Raw genomic sequence first — 15,896 nt, forward strand, 5'->3', positions numbered from 1 at the left:
TTTCTCATGAAGTTTACCGTTCTCTCTGTCTCTTCCTGCTTATTTCTGATCATGCTTTGGGCACTGTCCGGTTGTGGTGATGCCGCATCCTCGACTGGGCAAACGGCCGCTTCAGACACAATTCCTCCGTTGTTTACGCTGCTTTCGCCCGATCAGACCCACGTCGACTTCTCCAATAACCTGGCCGAAGGTCCCAACACGAACGTACTGATGTACGAATATTTCTACAACGGCGGGGGCGTGGCTGTAGGCGATGTCAACGGCGATGAACTGGAAGATCTGTATTTTACGGCCAATATGACGCCGAATCGCCTGTACCTCAATAAGGGCAATATGCAGTTCGCCGACGTGACAACTGCGGCCGGTGTAGCCGGGCGCGAAAGCCCCTGGAAAACCGGAGTGACCATGGCCGACGTGAACGGCGATGGACGACTCGACATTTACGTGAGCTACTCCGGGACGATACGGCCTGAGAACCGCGTTCCCGAACTCTTCATTAATGACGGTCCCGATGCGAATGGGGTGCCGCACTTTACAAACCGCACCGCTGAATACGGTCTCGATCATCCGGCCCAGAGTACGCAGGCCGTCTTTTTCGACTATGACCGCGACGGCGACCTGGACCTGTTTCAGCTCAACCATAATCCGCGTCTGCTGCCTGTGCTCGACCCGTCTGCGACGGCCGCACTGCTGAAACAGGCCAGCCCCGAAATCGGCGTCCGGCTGTTCAGAAACACCCGCAACCGGTTTGAAGACGTTACCGAGCGCTCCGGCCTGAGCAGTTCCGTGCTGACCTACGGCCTGGGCGTGGGCGTATCAGACCTGAACAACGACGGCTGGCCCGACCTCTACGTATCGAATGATTATGGTGTACCCGACTACCTGTACCTCAATAACCGCAACGGTACGTTTACGGATGCCCTCAAACGCAGTGTAGGGCATACGTCAAACTTTTCGATGGGTAACACGGTGGCCGATCTCAACAATGATGCCCGGCCCGACATCCTGACGCTTGATATGCTGCCGGAAGATAACCGTCGGCAAAAGCTGCTGCTGGCCCCCGACAACTACGACAAGTATGATCTGGCCGTAGCATCGGGGTTCCACCACCAGAACATGCGCAACATGCTGCAAATCAGCAACGGCACGGACCGGGATGGCGTACCCTCATTTCGGGAGGTTGGCCAACTGGCGGGTATTTCCAATACCGACTGGAGCTGGGCACCCCTCGCAGCCGACTACGACAACGATGGCTGGAAAGATATTTTCGTTACCAACGGCTACGTCCGGGACTACACGAACCAGGATTTCCTGAAGTACATGAACGACTTCATGCAGAACCGCCCGACGAACCCGAGCCGGGAGGAGGTGCTGCAACTGGTGCATCAGATGCCGGCGTCGAATGTGATCAACTACATGTTCCGGAATCGGGGTGGCCAGTCTGACGAAGTACGCTTCGACAACGTGGGCGCTGGCTGGGGACTGGCGCAGGCATCGAACAGCACCGGCGCGGTCTACGCGGACCTGGACAACGACGGCGATCTGGATCTGGTAACCAACAACACCAACCAGCCTGCGTTCATTTACCGGAACGATGCCGAAAGTCGGCTCAAACATCACTACCTGACCGTGAACCTGATGGGGGCCGGTGCCAACACGCAGGGGCTGGGGGCCAAAGTGACGCTGTACCGGGCCAGTCGGCAGCAGTTTCGGGAGCAGATGCCGACGCAGGGCTATCAGTCGAGCGTATCGCCCCGGCTGCACTTTGGGCTCGGTACCGAACCGGTCATTGATTCGCTGCGCGTGGTCTGGCCGGGCGGCAAACAACAGGTACTTACTACGGTTAAAGCCGATCAGATGCTGACGCTGAAGGAAACCGACGCTCGGTCGACGTACCGGGCACCGGTATCAGAACCCGCTGTTTTCCGGGAGACCAAATCGCCTATTGCACACGCATTTCCCGCGAAGCCGATCAACGATTTCAAACGACAGCCGCTGCTGGTCAATGCCGTGTCGCACAACGGCCCCTGCCTGGTCAAAGCCGATGTGAATGGCGATGGTCGGGAGGATGTGTACGTGGGCGGTAGCAGCGGACAGGCCGGGGTCCTATACGTTCAGCAGTCAAATGGACAGTTTAGCCTTCAGCCTGAGCCTGCGTTCGAAGGCGATAAAAACAGTGAGGATACCGACGCGGTCTTTTTCGATGCCAACGGCGACGGGTTTCAGGATCTCTACGTTTGCAGTGGAGGTTACCACGATTTTGAGACTAATAAATCCCCGCAGTTGCAGGACCGGCTCTACCTGAACGATGGTAAAGGGCAATTTACTAGGAGCCCGAATGCACTGCCGGTCATGCTGACGAGTACGAGCTGTGCCCGGGTAATGGATGTCAACGGCGACGGTCGGCCGGATTTGTTCGTGGGCGGGCGCGTAATCCCGGGTCGCTACCCCGAAACACCCCGCAGCTACCTGCTCGTCAACGCCGGGAATGGAACGTTTACCGACCAGACGGCGAAGCTGGCCCCTCAGCTCGAACGCATCGGGATGGTGACCGACGCGGCCTGGACCGACCTCAACGGCGACCGAAAGCCGGAATTGGTGGTAGTAGGGGAGTGGATGCCCATTACGGTACTCGGCTGGCAAGCGAACCAGCTAACGGATCGTACGAACGAGTTTTTAGAAAAAGAGTACCGCGGTTGGTGGAACAAACTGCTGGTAGATGACATCAACGGCGACGGTCGGCCGGACCTGATTGCTGGCAACCAGGGGCTGAACACCCAATGCCGGGCCAGTGACAAAGAGCCGGCCGAACTGGTGTACAAAGATTTTGATAACAACGGGAAAATTGATCCGGTCCTGTGCCTGTACGTGCAGGGACGGAGTTATCCCCACGCGACCCGCGACGAACTGCTCGACCAACTGGCGATGCTGCGGCCACGGTTCACGACCTACGACAAGTATGCTAACGCTACGCTGACAGACGTTTTCACGGCCGACGAACTTGACGGCGCTCAGCGACTAACGGCCAATCAGCTACAGACAACCTGCCTGCTGAGCAATAAATCGGGTAAGCTTGTTGAGAAAGCGTTACCGCTGGCGGCTCAGGTAGCGCCGGTGTTCACCCTGACGTCCCTCGACTACAATCAGGATGGGCATAAAGACCTGTTGGTATGCGGCAATACGACTCACGCCCGGCTGCGATTCGGGCGGGCGGATGCCAACTACGGTGTGCTGCTGCGGGGCGACGGAAAGGGAGGCTTCACGGCCGTACCGCAGGCCCGGTCGGGGCTCCAACTGACGGGCGATGTCCGTAGCGTGTTACCGATTGGCAATACACTTCTGTTTGGCATCAACCAGCAGCCGATTCGGGCGTACCAGCGACAGGCCAGTACGGTGCAGTAAGGCTGATGGTCAATGGTTCCTGAGTTGTCCAGCGGCAGTTTGCAGGGCCGATGAGAGCGCTACGAGTCGGGTCGCTACGTCGCCTTCCGGTCCCAGCCGGGTGCTCAGGTCCTGGGTTTTGGTCGACAGATCTGTCAGTAACTGAGCCAGTTCCCCTTCGTTGATCTGTCCACTTTTCAGTTGATTCTTCACCTGTTCAAGGGAATCGGCAATGTCGGCCGTATTTTCCGCTTTGCGGAGTTGTTCCAGCCACTCGTCGATGATGCCGGTACCACTTTGGGGCGTCGCGTTGGCAATGTCGCCCTTAAGGGTACTCATCGTGGCATCGAGCAGGTCAGTTGAGCGTTCGTGTGAGGTCATGATTGGTTAAAGTTGACTGCTGAGGTTTCGTAAGGACTCTACCAGTTGCTTGAGCTGACTAACCGTTTGGTCATCAATCGTGGGATCTTTGGTTACGCGGTCGGTGTGGCTGGCGAGATTCAACAATAATTCCCGAATACGGGCCAGATCAGGGCGTTCTGACCGGAGGTGCGTCCGGAGCTCGGTGAGTTCGGCACTGATTGCTCCAGTGGGGGCATCGCCCCGCAACGCGTTCAGCCAGCCTTCAACGAGCAGCAAGCCCTGATCGGGTGATTGAGTAATGGTGTTGATATTGCGGCCAGAGCCAAACAGGCCCAGGGTATCGGCCAGCATTCTTTTTTCCAGTGGGTAGGTTTCCATTGTATTAAAGCTTTTCGCTAAAGTTTCGTAATACTTTCGACAAACTCATCAGCTTGCCGGTCCAGGTGCCTTCAGACGTTGGGGCCTTAGCGCCCTGCTCAGCCTGGTCGGCCAGATTGGATAACAACTGCCGGATGTGCCTTCCGTTGGGCTGGGCGGCCTGAAGCTCCGTACGCAGTTCGTTGAGATACTCCTGAAGCTGGTCCAGATTAGGGTCGCCATGCAGCGCCTGGAGCCAGCCGTCGATCAGCATGACACCCTGCGCCGGCGATACGCCCGCCTGGTTGCCATCGCGGAAGAGACCGAGCGTATCCTCGAGCATTCGATCTTCCAGAATATTTGATCCTAACATGAAGTATATGGTTTTACAGGGTCCGATTTACGGTTTTCAGTTTGTGGTTTTCAGTGTACGGTTTACTGTATTTTGAGCCTGGCCGCGAAGCACACCGTTACCAACTCTGAAAACCGTAAACCACAAACTGAATACCGCAAACGAACTCTGATTTAAAACTGACTGCTGAAATTTTGTAGTCTCAGAGCCAGGTCCGAGAGTTTATTAACCGTAGGCTCCTGCAAGTCCGAGCCCTGCGCAATCTGGTTGGTATGCTCGGCCAGTGACATCAGAAGTTCCCGAACGCGGTCGGCATCTGGGTTTACAAACTGCAACTGACCCCGCAGCTCCTTTAGTTTTTCTTCGATGTTGACCGTCTTGGGCGAACTGTCGCCTTCCAGAACCGTCAACCATTTAGTGATAAGCTGAACGCCATCCGTGGGCGAAGCCGTAGCGGAACTACCTTCGCCGAACATCGTTTGCATCTGTTCGAATAAGCGCTGATCCAATGCGTGTGAAGCCATGTTATTGTCAGGGGTTTGGGTGGTAGTGGGGTTTGTGGTTTACGGTGGGCTGACGCAACATCGTTGAGCCGAACACTACAAACCGTAAACCACAAACCGACTACGTATTACCGTCTATACTGCCGTTGAGAATTGACCTGCGAAGTTGCGAAGCGCCGTTGCCAATGTAGTCAGACGGGAGGGAACATCACCTTCTGTTTCGCCGGCCAGTCGTTCCGTCTGATCGGCCAGTTGGTTAAGCAGTTGCTGCATCCGGCCTGCATTGGGCGTGCCGGTCTGGAGTTCGTCGCGCAGTTCGGTGAGCGGCTGCATCAGTTCGCCGGCTTCGTGGTTGTTTTTAACGGACGAGAACCAATCCGTAATGAGGGAGAGGCCTTCCTGAAGAGAAGCGGCCTGGCCCTGATCGAATGCCCGAACGGTTTCGTCAATAAGCGTCGTTGCTTTCGAGCCTTCCGTTTGAGAATGTTGATTTGCCATAAGTTGAGTCATTATCGTTTAGTTAAAACCCGGCCATCGTCGGTTTGTTTTGACCGTAAAAAAGAGATGCCTCCCCTGGGTTGGAAGCATCTCTTTTACAGCTTTATGCAAAAACTAGCTGGAGCGACCGCCTGAGGAACCGGTTTCTGAATCGCTCTGGCCACCGCTGATGGAGCCGCCCCCCACCGGGCCGCTGTGCATGTCGCGCTCCGTACCTGAGTTTGGCGTACCTTTTTCGGCCGTCGAGCCGGTACCGTAGCCGGAGCCGTAGGAGCCGCCCCCCTGGGTGTTGCCAGCGTCGGGCTGATCGAAGCGGGCCGCGTCGTCGGTGGTGCCATAAGCCGCCCCGCTGCGATTGTCGCCTACGTCTGTCTGCCCCGACGACGTACCTGTGGTGGGACTGATACCCCGCGGTTCGATGTCACCATCGCTGCCGGTCGGATCATCCATGTACGATTGGGTAGAACCCGATGTTGTGGTACCAACGCCACTGGTCGACGAATTACCGCCAACCGTACTGGCCATGGGTGCCTGCCCCCCCGTATTGGCTGGTCCAGCCTGACCGGTGAGTTGCTGCTGAAAACTTTTTAGCGCATCCACCAGCGCATTGACCTGAGTCTGCACGCCCGTATCGGCGGAATTGGCTGCGTTACGTGCCTGATCCGTAAGCGCCTTCAGAATCGTTGAAATCTCGCTTGTGCTCGGATTGCCTTTCTGTAGTTCGGTTTTCAGAGCTGTCAGGCTGTCCGAAATAGGATTGGCCTGCTCATCCGTCGACCGGAATGCGCTAATCCAGCTATCAATCAGTGTAATGCCATCCTGCGGAGAGACCGCCGTTACATTGCCGTTGAACGTCTGGATGGTTTGGTCAATCAGACCTGATGCTTGTTGTTCGAATGCCATTGGTTTGTTGGTTTAGTCTAACGTACTGTTAATTGAGCGGATCAAACACCGCCTGTTTACTGCTCATTGGCCGACGCGTTGGCGAGTTGCCGGTGCAGGTTTTCCAGTGTAGCGACGAGTTGCTGAAGTTCGACTTCCTCGGCGCTGGCTTCGGCCGAACGGGCTACCTGCTGGGTCTGGTCGATCAGGTCCTGCAACAGCGACGTAATGCGCTCGGTGTTGGGTTGTTCTACTGCCTGCGGATCGAGTTGTGCCCGCAGGTCTTCCAGAATATCAACGATTGCATCGGTGCTGTCGAGGCCGTTGTTCTCCAGTACATTGAGCCACTCGTCGATGAGTTGTACGCCATCTTTGGGCGTGGTTTCGTGGATGTCGCTGTCGAGCACGTCGTCCATACGTTCGATCAGCGCCACCGTTTCCGGATTTTTTGATGTTAATGCCATGTTGTTGATAAGTTGTATCTGGGTTGGTGGTTTGAAGTTTGTGGTTTGTCGTTAATAGGTTGTTGTTGCGCTGCGGGCGTAAACTGCCTGGTTCCTCTCAACACGAACCACAAACGACAAGCAAGCTTCACCCCCTACTTAGCCATTCCCTGTGCGAAGTCCCGTATGGCCGTAGCCAGGTTGCGGAGTTCCTGTTTGTTTTGTCCTTCGGCTGCGTTGTTGGCCAGGTCTTCGGTCTGACCGGCCAGATCGCGCATTACCCGCTCTACTTCGCGTATATTGTTTGAGTCGAGCGCATCGCGTAGTTTCGCCAGCGGCTCGGCTACCCACTGCGTGTTGACGTTCGTACGAACGATTGCAATCCAGTCTTCGACGAGGTTGACGCCGTGTTCGGGCGACGTAGCCGGAGCACCCCCGCCAAGGGTGTGCAGGGTGTCGTCAATCATGGTTTGTATTTTCTGATCGTGATGTGCCATGTTGATAGTTGAGTTTGCTATTTGTTGAGAAATGGTTTTCAGTTTTCCTTATCCGGTTCTGGGCGGTCGACGATCACCGTGAACTGAATACTGAAAAACGGAGGAACCGAAGCTATAGCCGATTCAGGTCGAGGGCGAACGACCGGAGCGATCCCGCGAGTTGATTGAGAGAATCGGCGTAGGTCGGACCGGCGTTGCGGGCCAGATGTTCGGTTTGCTGAGCCACCTGGTTGAGCAGGTCGCGGGTGCGGGCTGCATCGGGCTGCGGGTTGCTCAGTTCGTCGTAGAGCGCCTGCAGGCTTTGGGCGGCTGGCTGGGCACCTTCCGTGTGGTTCAGCACGGAGAGCCAGTCTTTGATGAGATCAGCGCCGGTGCTGGGTTCGAGACCCCGTTGCTGTAAGGTTTGCAGGGTTTCGTCCAGCATGGTGTTGGGATGCGCATGTGCCATAACGTTGAATGGTATAGTTTGTAGGGAACAAACTGACCCGTCCGGCGATTGTTCGCTTAGAGAATCTGTTTTTTCTTGAAAACCTATTGAATGACTAGAGAGTAATGGATGCGACTCGTTTACAGCCCGAATTGCAGTACCAGTTTGCCCGCAGTGGTGGCAAAGGTGGTCAGAACGTCAACAAAGTGGCGACGAAGGCCGAACTACGGTTCAGTGTTCGGGAGTCGGCCCTGCTGACGGATGACGAACGGGCTGTGTTGCTGGAGAAACTGGCCACCAGGCTAACCACCGAGGGCGAACTGGTGTTGAGCCACCAGACCGAACGAACCCAACTGGCCAACAAGGAGAAAGTAACCCGGAAGTTCTACCGGCTCATCGAAAAGGCGTTTGAGCAACCGAAACCCCGCAAGGCTACCAGGCCCACGAAGGCATCCGTAGAAGAACGCCGGGCCGAGAAAAAGCGCAAGGGTGAGGTGAAGGCGGGTAGGAGGAAGGTCGAATATTAGCCGGTCAGAGGATAACGTCGGGACCGAACCGCTGGCTTGGTCACTAGAGCAGACCGTGATGGGCACCTGTCAGTTTATTTACCGGTTGCTCCCAGTAGATTGTCAATGGCCGCTTTAGCTTTATAATAAGGGTCTAGCGGGCCGAATCGACTATCTACTCCTATCCAGGCCTGTTGAATAATACCCTGCCCGTCTACTACGTAGGTCGTGGGATAGCCCGTAATGGCAAAGGAATCAGCCAGGCGCTGGGCATCAGCGACAATGTTAAAGTTGAAGGGAGTTTTCTCAAAAAATTCGGGTTTTAGCCGGTCGGTTTTGTCGGGGGTAAACCCGAAAAAGAGCACATCTTTTCCTCTGTACTCGTCAACCAGTTTATTAAGAGCTGGCATCTCTGCCCGACAGGGTGCACAGCTCATGAACCAAAAATTGATCACGACAACCTTACCGGCTAAGGCCGCTGTATCATACGATTCACCTGTCATCGTTTTGAAGGCTGAGACAGGCGCTTTTTGGCCTTTCACACAGTCTGACCACTCCAGATAGCTTTGTTCGAGTTTCTGAGACGCGGGGCTGAAGAGCGTAAGAGATGGAAATTGATGGGGCTGGTTGCGATCGGTTGCTGCCTGTCTTGCTGTCCGTATGGTTTCGGAACACTGCTTCAGCGAACGGTTTTGAGCGTAGAGGCTGGGTTTTCCTGCCACAAGCAGGCAAACTAACGTAGAGCCGAGTACCAGAGCCGTCCGGAAGGGTGAGGAAAACATTGGATGTGCGTGTTTCGTGCAGACTTATCCGAATAACGAAGTCTACATGTTATTCTTTTACTCAGGCAGGCGTATTCGCTGACCATAGTGTTAACGGTGCCGAATCGCGTCAATCAACCAATTGTCAGTTAACCTACTCTGTGGCAATCAACTCAGTGCTGCGTTCGGTAATACTTATCTCCTAAAACACTGATCTTTTGTAATACGATGCTGTTCGTGTGTTCGCCGTGGTAATCGGTATCAGGCGGTACGATAACCTGACCATGCTGATGATCCCTTAGCGAGAAAACAACCGGTAAAATGTAATGACCAACGTAGCCTGGACTTAAAGGAGGAAGTCGATTAAGTGTTGATTTTACGACTGCATCGTAGAATTTGTGGTGATCTTCCTCAGTTGGTTGTCGTATGATCTGAACGTTGCGAACATGACCTCGTTCATCAACGGAAAAGCGAGCATACACCATAAGAGCAACCTTATATTCGTCCCGGACGGAAGGGTAGGTAAGCCGCCGTCGCATGACTTTTCTGTACACCGGGTCTTTGTCGAGGGGACTAGTATCCAGCACAGATGTATTGCCTGCTGTTAGCAGTAAGCAGAGCGTCAACGGGATGGTAAGAACGTGGATCATCTTGTTTAGGTAGTTTCATAATAGGGGACTACGTAAACGGCTGCCATCTTACGTTGATTGGCCTGGACTGGGTTCGCACTGGGCTCAATCCTGGGAACCTACCGACGTAGGGCGCCGTCTATGTCGTAAAGTAGTGAAAGATTGCGTTATTTTCTGTAAATCAGCGGGTAAACCGGAAAGGTCGTAGTGACTTAGTAAGGCACGTGCCATAAAGCCTGGGCGCCACCCAGGCTTACCCCGGCGTCTGAAATAAGCAAATAGTTGAGGAAGACCAATAGCTTAAAATAGAAAGCTATAGCCATTGAGGATTGTAGGGCATTCCGAGTCCTCTGTAAGCTGCGAACGGCAGCCAGTTCGCCAGATTTCCTGGGGAGGCTTCCAGGCAGTTCACCAAGATTACCGCCAGAGCGGTTTCTTCTTCAGCCGAGCACTACTGGCCTGGTAATCCGCCAGCCAGTTGTAGACGTATTAGGCCCGAGCGCTACCTTGGTTGTCCAGCAAGGTAGCGCTCGGGTTATTGCCCCATGCCCCCAGCTCCACGCCCTAAGCCGTAGTAGGACGTAGCTCCCCTTGGCGATACCGGGCAAAGGTCTTCGCGGGTGAAGTCCTTTACGACAACACCAATGCTGACACATGAAGAGCGGGTTGTAAACCAGGTTGGCGAGCGGATTACCGTCGCTATCGTAGTTAAGGTTTACCCGGATACCCTAATGACTTTCTGGCTGCATAAGCGGCATCGTACATGCCATTGAAGCATTTGATGAATGACGTAAAGCCGTCGGTCAGATCCCATAAGGGTAAGTAAGCAACTAGTGATACATCCGTGAGGGGATCGTAGGCCATCACGGCCAGATTACCTATGCGGGCCCCGTTGTGCCCGTAGCCCAGGTTGGGCGTAAATGTGCATCCTAACGCGTAGGTTGGGTTTGCCGACGATACACTGGTCTGCATCAACTTCACGGTTTGGGGCGTCAATACGTTCTGCCCTTTCATCAGGGAGCGAATGTAGCTGTTCAGCGAAGCCATGTTGCCGTAGCCGTTACCTTCGCCCACCTGGGCGCTCATGTTATAGTCACCATACCGCTTCTGGATGTTACCGGGCAACAATTCAAGGCCTTCTACCCGGGGGCTGGGCAGTACCGTATCATCGGCCCGAACCGGGAAACGTATGGTAACCGGGATGGGTGCACCAGGTCCCACTACGTAGTCGTACAAATAATCGCCATAGGTTTTCGTAAGACCGCTTCGGGCCGAGTACACGCGTGCAATGATGTAGCTCAGGATCGAATACCCAGTGTTGCTGTAGTGGTAACCCGTACCCGGAGCGAAATAAGAAAGCTGATTGAGAATAAGCTGATGTACCATTTCCTCCGTAGTGAACTGGTGAGTTGGGTCCGCCGTTTGAACGGCTTCGGTATAGCTCATCCCATTAAATCCGGGTACGGAATCGTTGTCGACATCATACACCCCTGCACTGTGCTGCAACAACTGCTCAATGGTGATCTGATCCTTGTTGGGAAAGTTCCACTCGGCCGTAGCCGGTACGTAGGGCTGGGTGCTGCCCGGCATCAGGTCAGTGATTTTCGCTTTGTAATCCAGCCAACCGTCTTCGTACATGTTCAGGATGGCTGTGGCCGTAAAGTTCTTGGTGTTGCTGGCAAAGCGGAAGTACGTTTGAGGGGTGATGGGCGACTGGCCGGCCGGCACTGAGGATGCGAAATAGGTCTGGGATGGGGTCTGGATAAGCACGCTCATCGAGGGCACGGTGTGTCCCAGGCTGTCTTCGAGGGCTCGTCGGACACTGTCGACGGCGGCCTGGACGCGGAGCTGGTTCTGGTCATCAGGATCAGGCTCCCGGTGGTCGGCACAGGCAAACAGCAGGCCAGCAAGATTCAGCAGCAGCCACAAACGACTGGTTCGTCGGCTGATACTGCCGTGGGATGGGGCATGGCTGGCCCGCAAAAAATGCAATACGATAGTAGTCATGCGATTGGTAGGTTTCGGGGCAAATTTGCCCTTACATTGCTGTTAAAAGATGAATGCGGTTAATGGCCCTGGATCACCTTTATCGTCTGCTGGTGAGAGCCTGCTCGCACACGCAATAATAACACACCACCCCAGACCGGACTAATGCGTAGATTGAGTTGCTCAACCCGGGCAGATCGTTCGATACGTTCGCCGGTTAATTGTCGCCCATTGAGATCCGTAAGCGTTAAGTCAACTGACTGGCCTTCTACACCTTTGAGTTCCACCCTGATTTGGTGATCTGTAACAGGGTTACCCAGTAGCCTGACCTGCATACCGGCACCGATTTCCTCAACGGCGGCCCGGCGGGCACTGCTGGTAGCCTGACAACCCGCCAGCCAGTTGTAGACGTACTGAGTCTGAGCGTTGCCTTGCTGGGCCACCAACGTAATGGTCGGGTTATCGCCCCATAGCTGTAGCGTATAAGGGCCCGGAGCCGTAGTAGAACCTAGCTCATTGACCACCGAGAAGATGATAGGTTGGGTGTTGTCCTGGCCGGCGTACTGAGGTTGCAAGCTGATTTTGTAACGCTTGCTGTTGGTGGCATCCTCCAACTGGCAGTCGACCACCTCAGCCCCCGTCAGCGTAAAACCACCGGATGAGGCAGGGCAATTAGCCAGCCAGTTATAGGTGTATTTGGCTTCGTCGCTTCCCTGCTGGGCCACCAGCGTGATGGTTGGATTGTCGCTCCACAGGTGCAGCGTGTAAGGGCCTGGAGCCGTGGTAGGACTTAGCTCATTGACCACTGAGAAACTAATGGGCTGAGTGTTGTCCTGACCAGCGTATTGAGGCTGCAAGCTGACTTTGTAGCGCTTGCCATTGCCAGCCTCTACCAACTGGCAGTCGACTACCCGCGCCCCGGTAAGGGCGAAGTCGGTAGAAGAGGCAGGGCAATTGGCGAGCCAGTTATAGGTGTACCGGGCCTGGGCGTTGCCTTGCTGGGCCACCAGTGTGATAGTTGGATTGTCTGTATATAAGCGCAGGCTGTAGGGACCGGATTGAGTAGTGGGCAAGAGCTCATTGACCACCGAGAAGCTAATCGGCTCGCCATTGATGCCCTCGTACTGGGGTGTGAAGCGCACCTGACGTTGATTCTCGCTGAGGGTCTCACAATTCACGGCCGTCACGCCCAGAATAGCAAAGCGCTCCAGGCCAACCTCCTCCCCAATAACCGTGACTGATACGGTGGCCGTGGCCGTTCCCTTGTTCTGGGTAACCACGGTGAGTGTATAGAGCTGAACACCAGAACCCTGGGCCGTTACACTTTCCTGGAAGGGCGCCCCATAGAAGTCACCCGTTAGCGGAACCGACTCCTGACCGTTGGTGAGCGTGTAGCTGTATAGATCCGCGTTGGTTAGCCCATCCAGCGTAGCGGTAAACTCGACCGACTGGCCTGATTTTACGGGGTTCGCCCGGGCCTGAAGGCCGGTGATGGAAAAGGCCCCAACTGTGACCGTGACCGTGCCGGTGACTGAGTAGGGAGAATCGCCGATGGTGAGCGTATAGGTCTGGAGACCGGTTCCCTGTGCGGTCAGGCGCTGACTGAAGCTCGAACCGCTGGCCGTACCAGTCTGGATGCTTCCGGCTCCGTTCGTGAGTGTGTAGTTGTAGGGAGCCGTCACGCCACTCACTGTAGCGGTGAACTCGATGGATTGGCCTGGCACAACCGATTGGGGAGAGGCCGAGAAGTTCGTCAGCGTTGGCGTGCACTGGGTCTGGGTGAAGGTAGCGGCCTCGGAATAGACCGTACAGGAACCGCTCGTGATTTTCACCCGGTACTGGCGCCCATTACCTTCGTCCCCATTGGTGGTCAGCGTAGCCGTATTATAACCTGGATACGCGCTGGCATAGGCGCTCAGCGGGTACCAACCGCCCCCGTCGTTATATTCCCACTCATACGTCAAGCCAGTTCCGTCCGCCTTCACCTCATACGTAAGCCCCTTGCCCGAGCAGGCGAATTGGTTAGTAGGCTGGACATTAATAGTGGGCGTCGGTGCGAGCGTGAACGTAGCGGGTTGAGAGAACGCTATGTTACAACTGTAACCAAAACCTACACGGTACTGGCGGCCATTCGGTTCCTCACCATTGGTGGTCAAGATGGCGGTGGATATACCTGAATACAAACCATTGTCGGGGCCTAAGGAAGTCCAGCCTTTGCCATCGTTATATTCCCATGCATACCCAATTACATCACCATCTACCTTGACCTCATACGTAAGTCCCTTGCTCGAGCAGGCGGTTCGGCTGAGGGGCTGTTGGGTGATGGTGGGCGTCGGTGCGAGCGTGAAGGTAGCGGGGGTGGAATAGGTACAACCATTATTGATTTTCACCCGGTACTGGCGGCCGGGGGTTTCAATGCCATTGGTAGTCAGTGTAGCCGTGTTGTAGCCTGGATAAAACTCGGCAAAATCACTCAACGGCTTCCATGTATCCATGTCTGGGTCTTTGAATTCCCAGTCATAGGTCACCTGGCCCGTACTTTCAACCACCACCGTGTACTGAAGGCCATTGTTGTTGGCTGAGCAGGCAGTTCGGCTGCTCGGCTGTTGGGTAATTACCGCAGGATTTGTCGCTAGGGTGAAGGTAGCCGATTGGGAATAAAGCGTAGTGCCACAGCTGTTCGTGATTTTCAGGCGGTATTGGCGGCCGTTGGCTTCATTGCCATTGGTCGTTAGGGTAGGAGTGTCATAACCCGGATATAGTTGGGCATACTGACCACCCAACGACACCCAGTCCGTCATATCAGGGTCTTTAAATTCCCAGTCATAGGTCACCTGGCCCGTGCTTTCAACCACCACCGTGTACTGAAGGCCATTGTTGCTGGCCGAGCAGGCAGTTCGGCTGCTCGGCTGTTGGGTAATTACCAAAGTGGGAAGCGTAAAGGTGGCCGAGTCGGAATAGATGGTACCACAGTCGTTGATGATCTTCACCCGGTATTTACGGCCGGGGGTCTCTACTCCGTTGGCGGTCAGCGTAGCGGTAGTATAATCCGGATACGTATCAGAAAAATTACTAAATGACACCCAGTCTGTCATGGTAGGGTCTTTAAATTCCCACTCGTAGGCTAAATCATCTCCATCGGCCTGTACACTGTATGTAAGCCCCTTCCCATTACCCGAGCAGACGGTTTGGGTGATCGGCTGTCGAGTGATGACTATTTCTCTCAGTTTCGTGAAGGTGACCGAGTTGGAGTAGATGGGGCAATACCCGTTGCTAACTTTCACCCGGTATTGGCGGCCACTAGGCTCATCCCCCTTGGTGATCAAGACGGCGCTGTTGTAGCCCTGGTACGCGTTGGGGTTGGCACTCAGGGGGTACCAGTCACTACTATTACTGTCTTTATATTCCCAGTCGTAGTTGTAGCTCAGGCCTTCTTCTTGCTTTACCTGTACCCTGTAGTCGAGCCCTATGCTTGAACAGGCGATCTGGTCGGCTGGCTGTTGGGTGATGAGCGCGGTCGGCAACTTAGCCAAAGTGGCCGGCTGGGAAGTGACCGAGCCATAGTCGTTCGACACAACCGCCCTGATCTGTACCTGGTACTGCTCACTACTGGGATCGTCATCGAAAACAGTCACCGTATTGGTATTGACACCCTGAAAGAAGGTTTGAAACGGCAGCGGGAGCAGCGTATCCCAAGTACCTTTGTCGGGGTCATAAAACTGCCAGGCATACCTTAAGTCCGTTCCATCGGCCTGCACGCTGAATTGAATTCCATTGGCCGAGCAGACGGTTCTGCTTACGGGCTGAACCGTGATGCTGGGTGGTACTTCCTGCGTGAGCGCAGCGGGTTGGGAATAAACAATGCGGGAATCGCTCGTACTTTTCGCCCGATACAAACGATGATTACCCGCATCCCCGCTGGTGGTCAACGTAGCAGTTTTGCTGGTTGGTTGTTTTATAATGGAGACGGTGGGCCAGGAGCCGTAGCCACTACGTCCACCGTCATCGTCCGGGTATACAAAGTACCTGAGTCCACTCTGCCCCCAGGTAGGCTGAAGACCCAACAGCCATAGATACAATACCCACTGAAGGAAAGCCCAGCATTGGCTCGTCCTGTTTTTGCGCTGTCTTGCGGGGAAAATAAATGTTGGCATAAAATTATAGAGGTAAATACGGCCAAGACCATCCGTCTTGGCCTGTAGCAGAGGTTTCTAAATTGTGCTGTTTCGATAGATCCGCGATAGCCTAGAGCTTAATAGAATGGCTTAGGGTGCTTTAGACCGGGTAACCGGCGTAGTATATCCACCGGAC

15 protein-coding genes are annotated in these 15,896 nt (G+C 54.8%); 2 read left to right on the plus strand and 13 right to left on the minus strand.

Translation table 11 applies throughout. From position 1 onward, the window contains the following. Positions 1–6: 6 nt before the first annotated feature. Positions 7–3,402, plus strand: coding sequence for a VCBS repeat-containing protein (locus BN8_RS03675; RefSeq protein ID WP_009280449.1), 3,396 nt, complete (start codon positions 7–9; stop codon positions 3,400–3,402). 9 nt (positions 3,403–3,411) lie between these two features. On the opposite strand, the gene BN8_RS03680 is transcribed toward BN8_RS03675, so the two are convergent. The 9 genes from BN8_RS03680 to BN8_RS03720 form a co-directional block, all read right to left on the minus strand. Then, the gene (locus tag BN8_RS03680) at positions 3,412–3,762 is read right to left on the minus strand and encodes a hypothetical protein (protein ID WP_009280450.1); all 351 of its coding nucleotides are present in this window, start codon (positions 3,760–3,762) and stop codon (positions 3,412–3,414) included. Between the two features lie 6 nt (positions 3,763–3,768). After that, on the minus strand, positions 3,769–4,122 hold the full coding sequence (locus BN8_RS03685; protein ID WP_009280451.1) for a hypothetical protein: 354 nt from the start codon (positions 4,120–4,122) through the stop codon (positions 3,769–3,771). Between the two features lie 4 nt (positions 4,123–4,126). Then, complete coding sequence (locus BN8_RS03690) at positions 4,127–4,474, minus strand: hypothetical protein (RefSeq protein ID WP_009280452.1); 348 nt, start codon at positions 4,472–4,474, stop codon at positions 4,127–4,129. Between the two features lie 152 nt (positions 4,475–4,626). Further along, complete coding sequence (locus BN8_RS03695) at positions 4,627–4,977, minus strand: hypothetical protein (RefSeq protein ID WP_009280453.1); 351 nt, start codon at positions 4,975–4,977, stop codon at positions 4,627–4,629. A gap of 114 nt (positions 4,978–5,091) precedes the next feature. Further along, positions 5,092–5,454, minus strand: a complete 363-nt coding sequence (locus BN8_RS03700) for a hypothetical protein (protein WP_040005306.1) — start codon at positions 5,452–5,454, stop codon at positions 5,092–5,094. A gap of 114 nt (positions 5,455–5,568) precedes the next feature. Continuing rightward, entirely contained in the window at positions 5,569–6,357 is a 789-nt protein-coding gene (locus BN8_RS31510) for a hypothetical protein (RefSeq protein ID WP_009280455.1), read from the minus strand. A gap of 56 nt (positions 6,358–6,413) precedes the next feature. Next, positions 6,414–6,800, minus strand: coding sequence for a hypothetical protein (locus BN8_RS03710; RefSeq protein WP_009280456.1), 387 nt, complete (start codon positions 6,798–6,800; stop codon positions 6,414–6,416). 134 nt (positions 6,801–6,934) lie between these two features. Further along, on the minus strand, positions 6,935–7,276 hold the full coding sequence (locus BN8_RS03715) for a hypothetical protein (RefSeq protein WP_009280457.1): 342 nt from the start codon (positions 7,274–7,276) through the stop codon (positions 6,935–6,937). A gap of 112 nt (positions 7,277–7,388) precedes the next feature. Beyond that, on the minus strand, positions 7,389–7,724 hold the full coding sequence (locus BN8_RS03720) for a hypothetical protein (RefSeq protein ID WP_009280458.1): 336 nt from the start codon (positions 7,722–7,724) through the stop codon (positions 7,389–7,391). Positions 7,725–7,828: 104 nt separating this feature from the next. Between BN8_RS03720 and arfB the strand changes: the two genes are divergently transcribed. After that, positions 7,829–8,230, plus strand: coding sequence for an alternative ribosome rescue aminoacyl-tRNA hydrolase ArfB (gene arfB, locus BN8_RS03725; protein ID WP_009280459.1), 402 nt, complete (start codon positions 7,829–7,831; stop codon positions 8,228–8,230). Between the two features lie 74 nt (positions 8,231–8,304). Here arfB and BN8_RS32375 read toward each other — a convergent pair whose 3' ends face one another. The 4 genes from BN8_RS32375 to BN8_RS31515 all read right to left on the minus strand — a co-directional run bounded on the left by BN8_RS32375 (position 8,305) and on the right by BN8_RS31515 (position 15,739). Then, positions 8,305–8,991, minus strand: coding sequence for a TlpA family protein disulfide reductase (locus BN8_RS32375; protein ID WP_009280460.1), 687 nt, complete (start codon positions 8,989–8,991; stop codon positions 8,305–8,307). A 152-nt stretch (positions 8,992–9,143) separates the two neighbouring features. After that, complete coding sequence (locus BN8_RS03735) at positions 9,144–9,620, minus strand: hypothetical protein (protein ID WP_040005308.1); 477 nt, start codon at positions 9,618–9,620, stop codon at positions 9,144–9,146. Between the two features lie 687 nt (positions 9,621–10,307). Continuing rightward, positions 10,308–11,606 carry a serine hydrolase domain-containing protein gene (locus BN8_RS03740; protein WP_009280461.1) on the minus strand — a complete coding sequence of 433 codons (1,299 nt, stop codon included), beginning with the start codon at positions 11,604–11,606 and terminating at the stop codon, positions 10,308–10,310. Between the two features lie 59 nt (positions 11,607–11,665). Continuing rightward, the gene (locus BN8_RS31515) at positions 11,666–15,739 is read right to left on the minus strand and encodes a hypothetical protein (RefSeq protein WP_009280462.1); all 4,074 of its coding nucleotides are present in this window, start codon (positions 15,737–15,739) and stop codon (positions 11,666–11,668) included. Positions 15,740–15,896: the final 157 nt, after the last annotated feature.

Origin of the sequence: Fibrisoma limi BUZ 3 (assembly GCF_000296815.2) — a bacterium.
Taxonomy (GTDB): domain Bacteria; phylum Bacteroidota; class Bacteroidia; order Cytophagales; family Spirosomataceae; genus Fibrisoma; species Fibrisoma limi.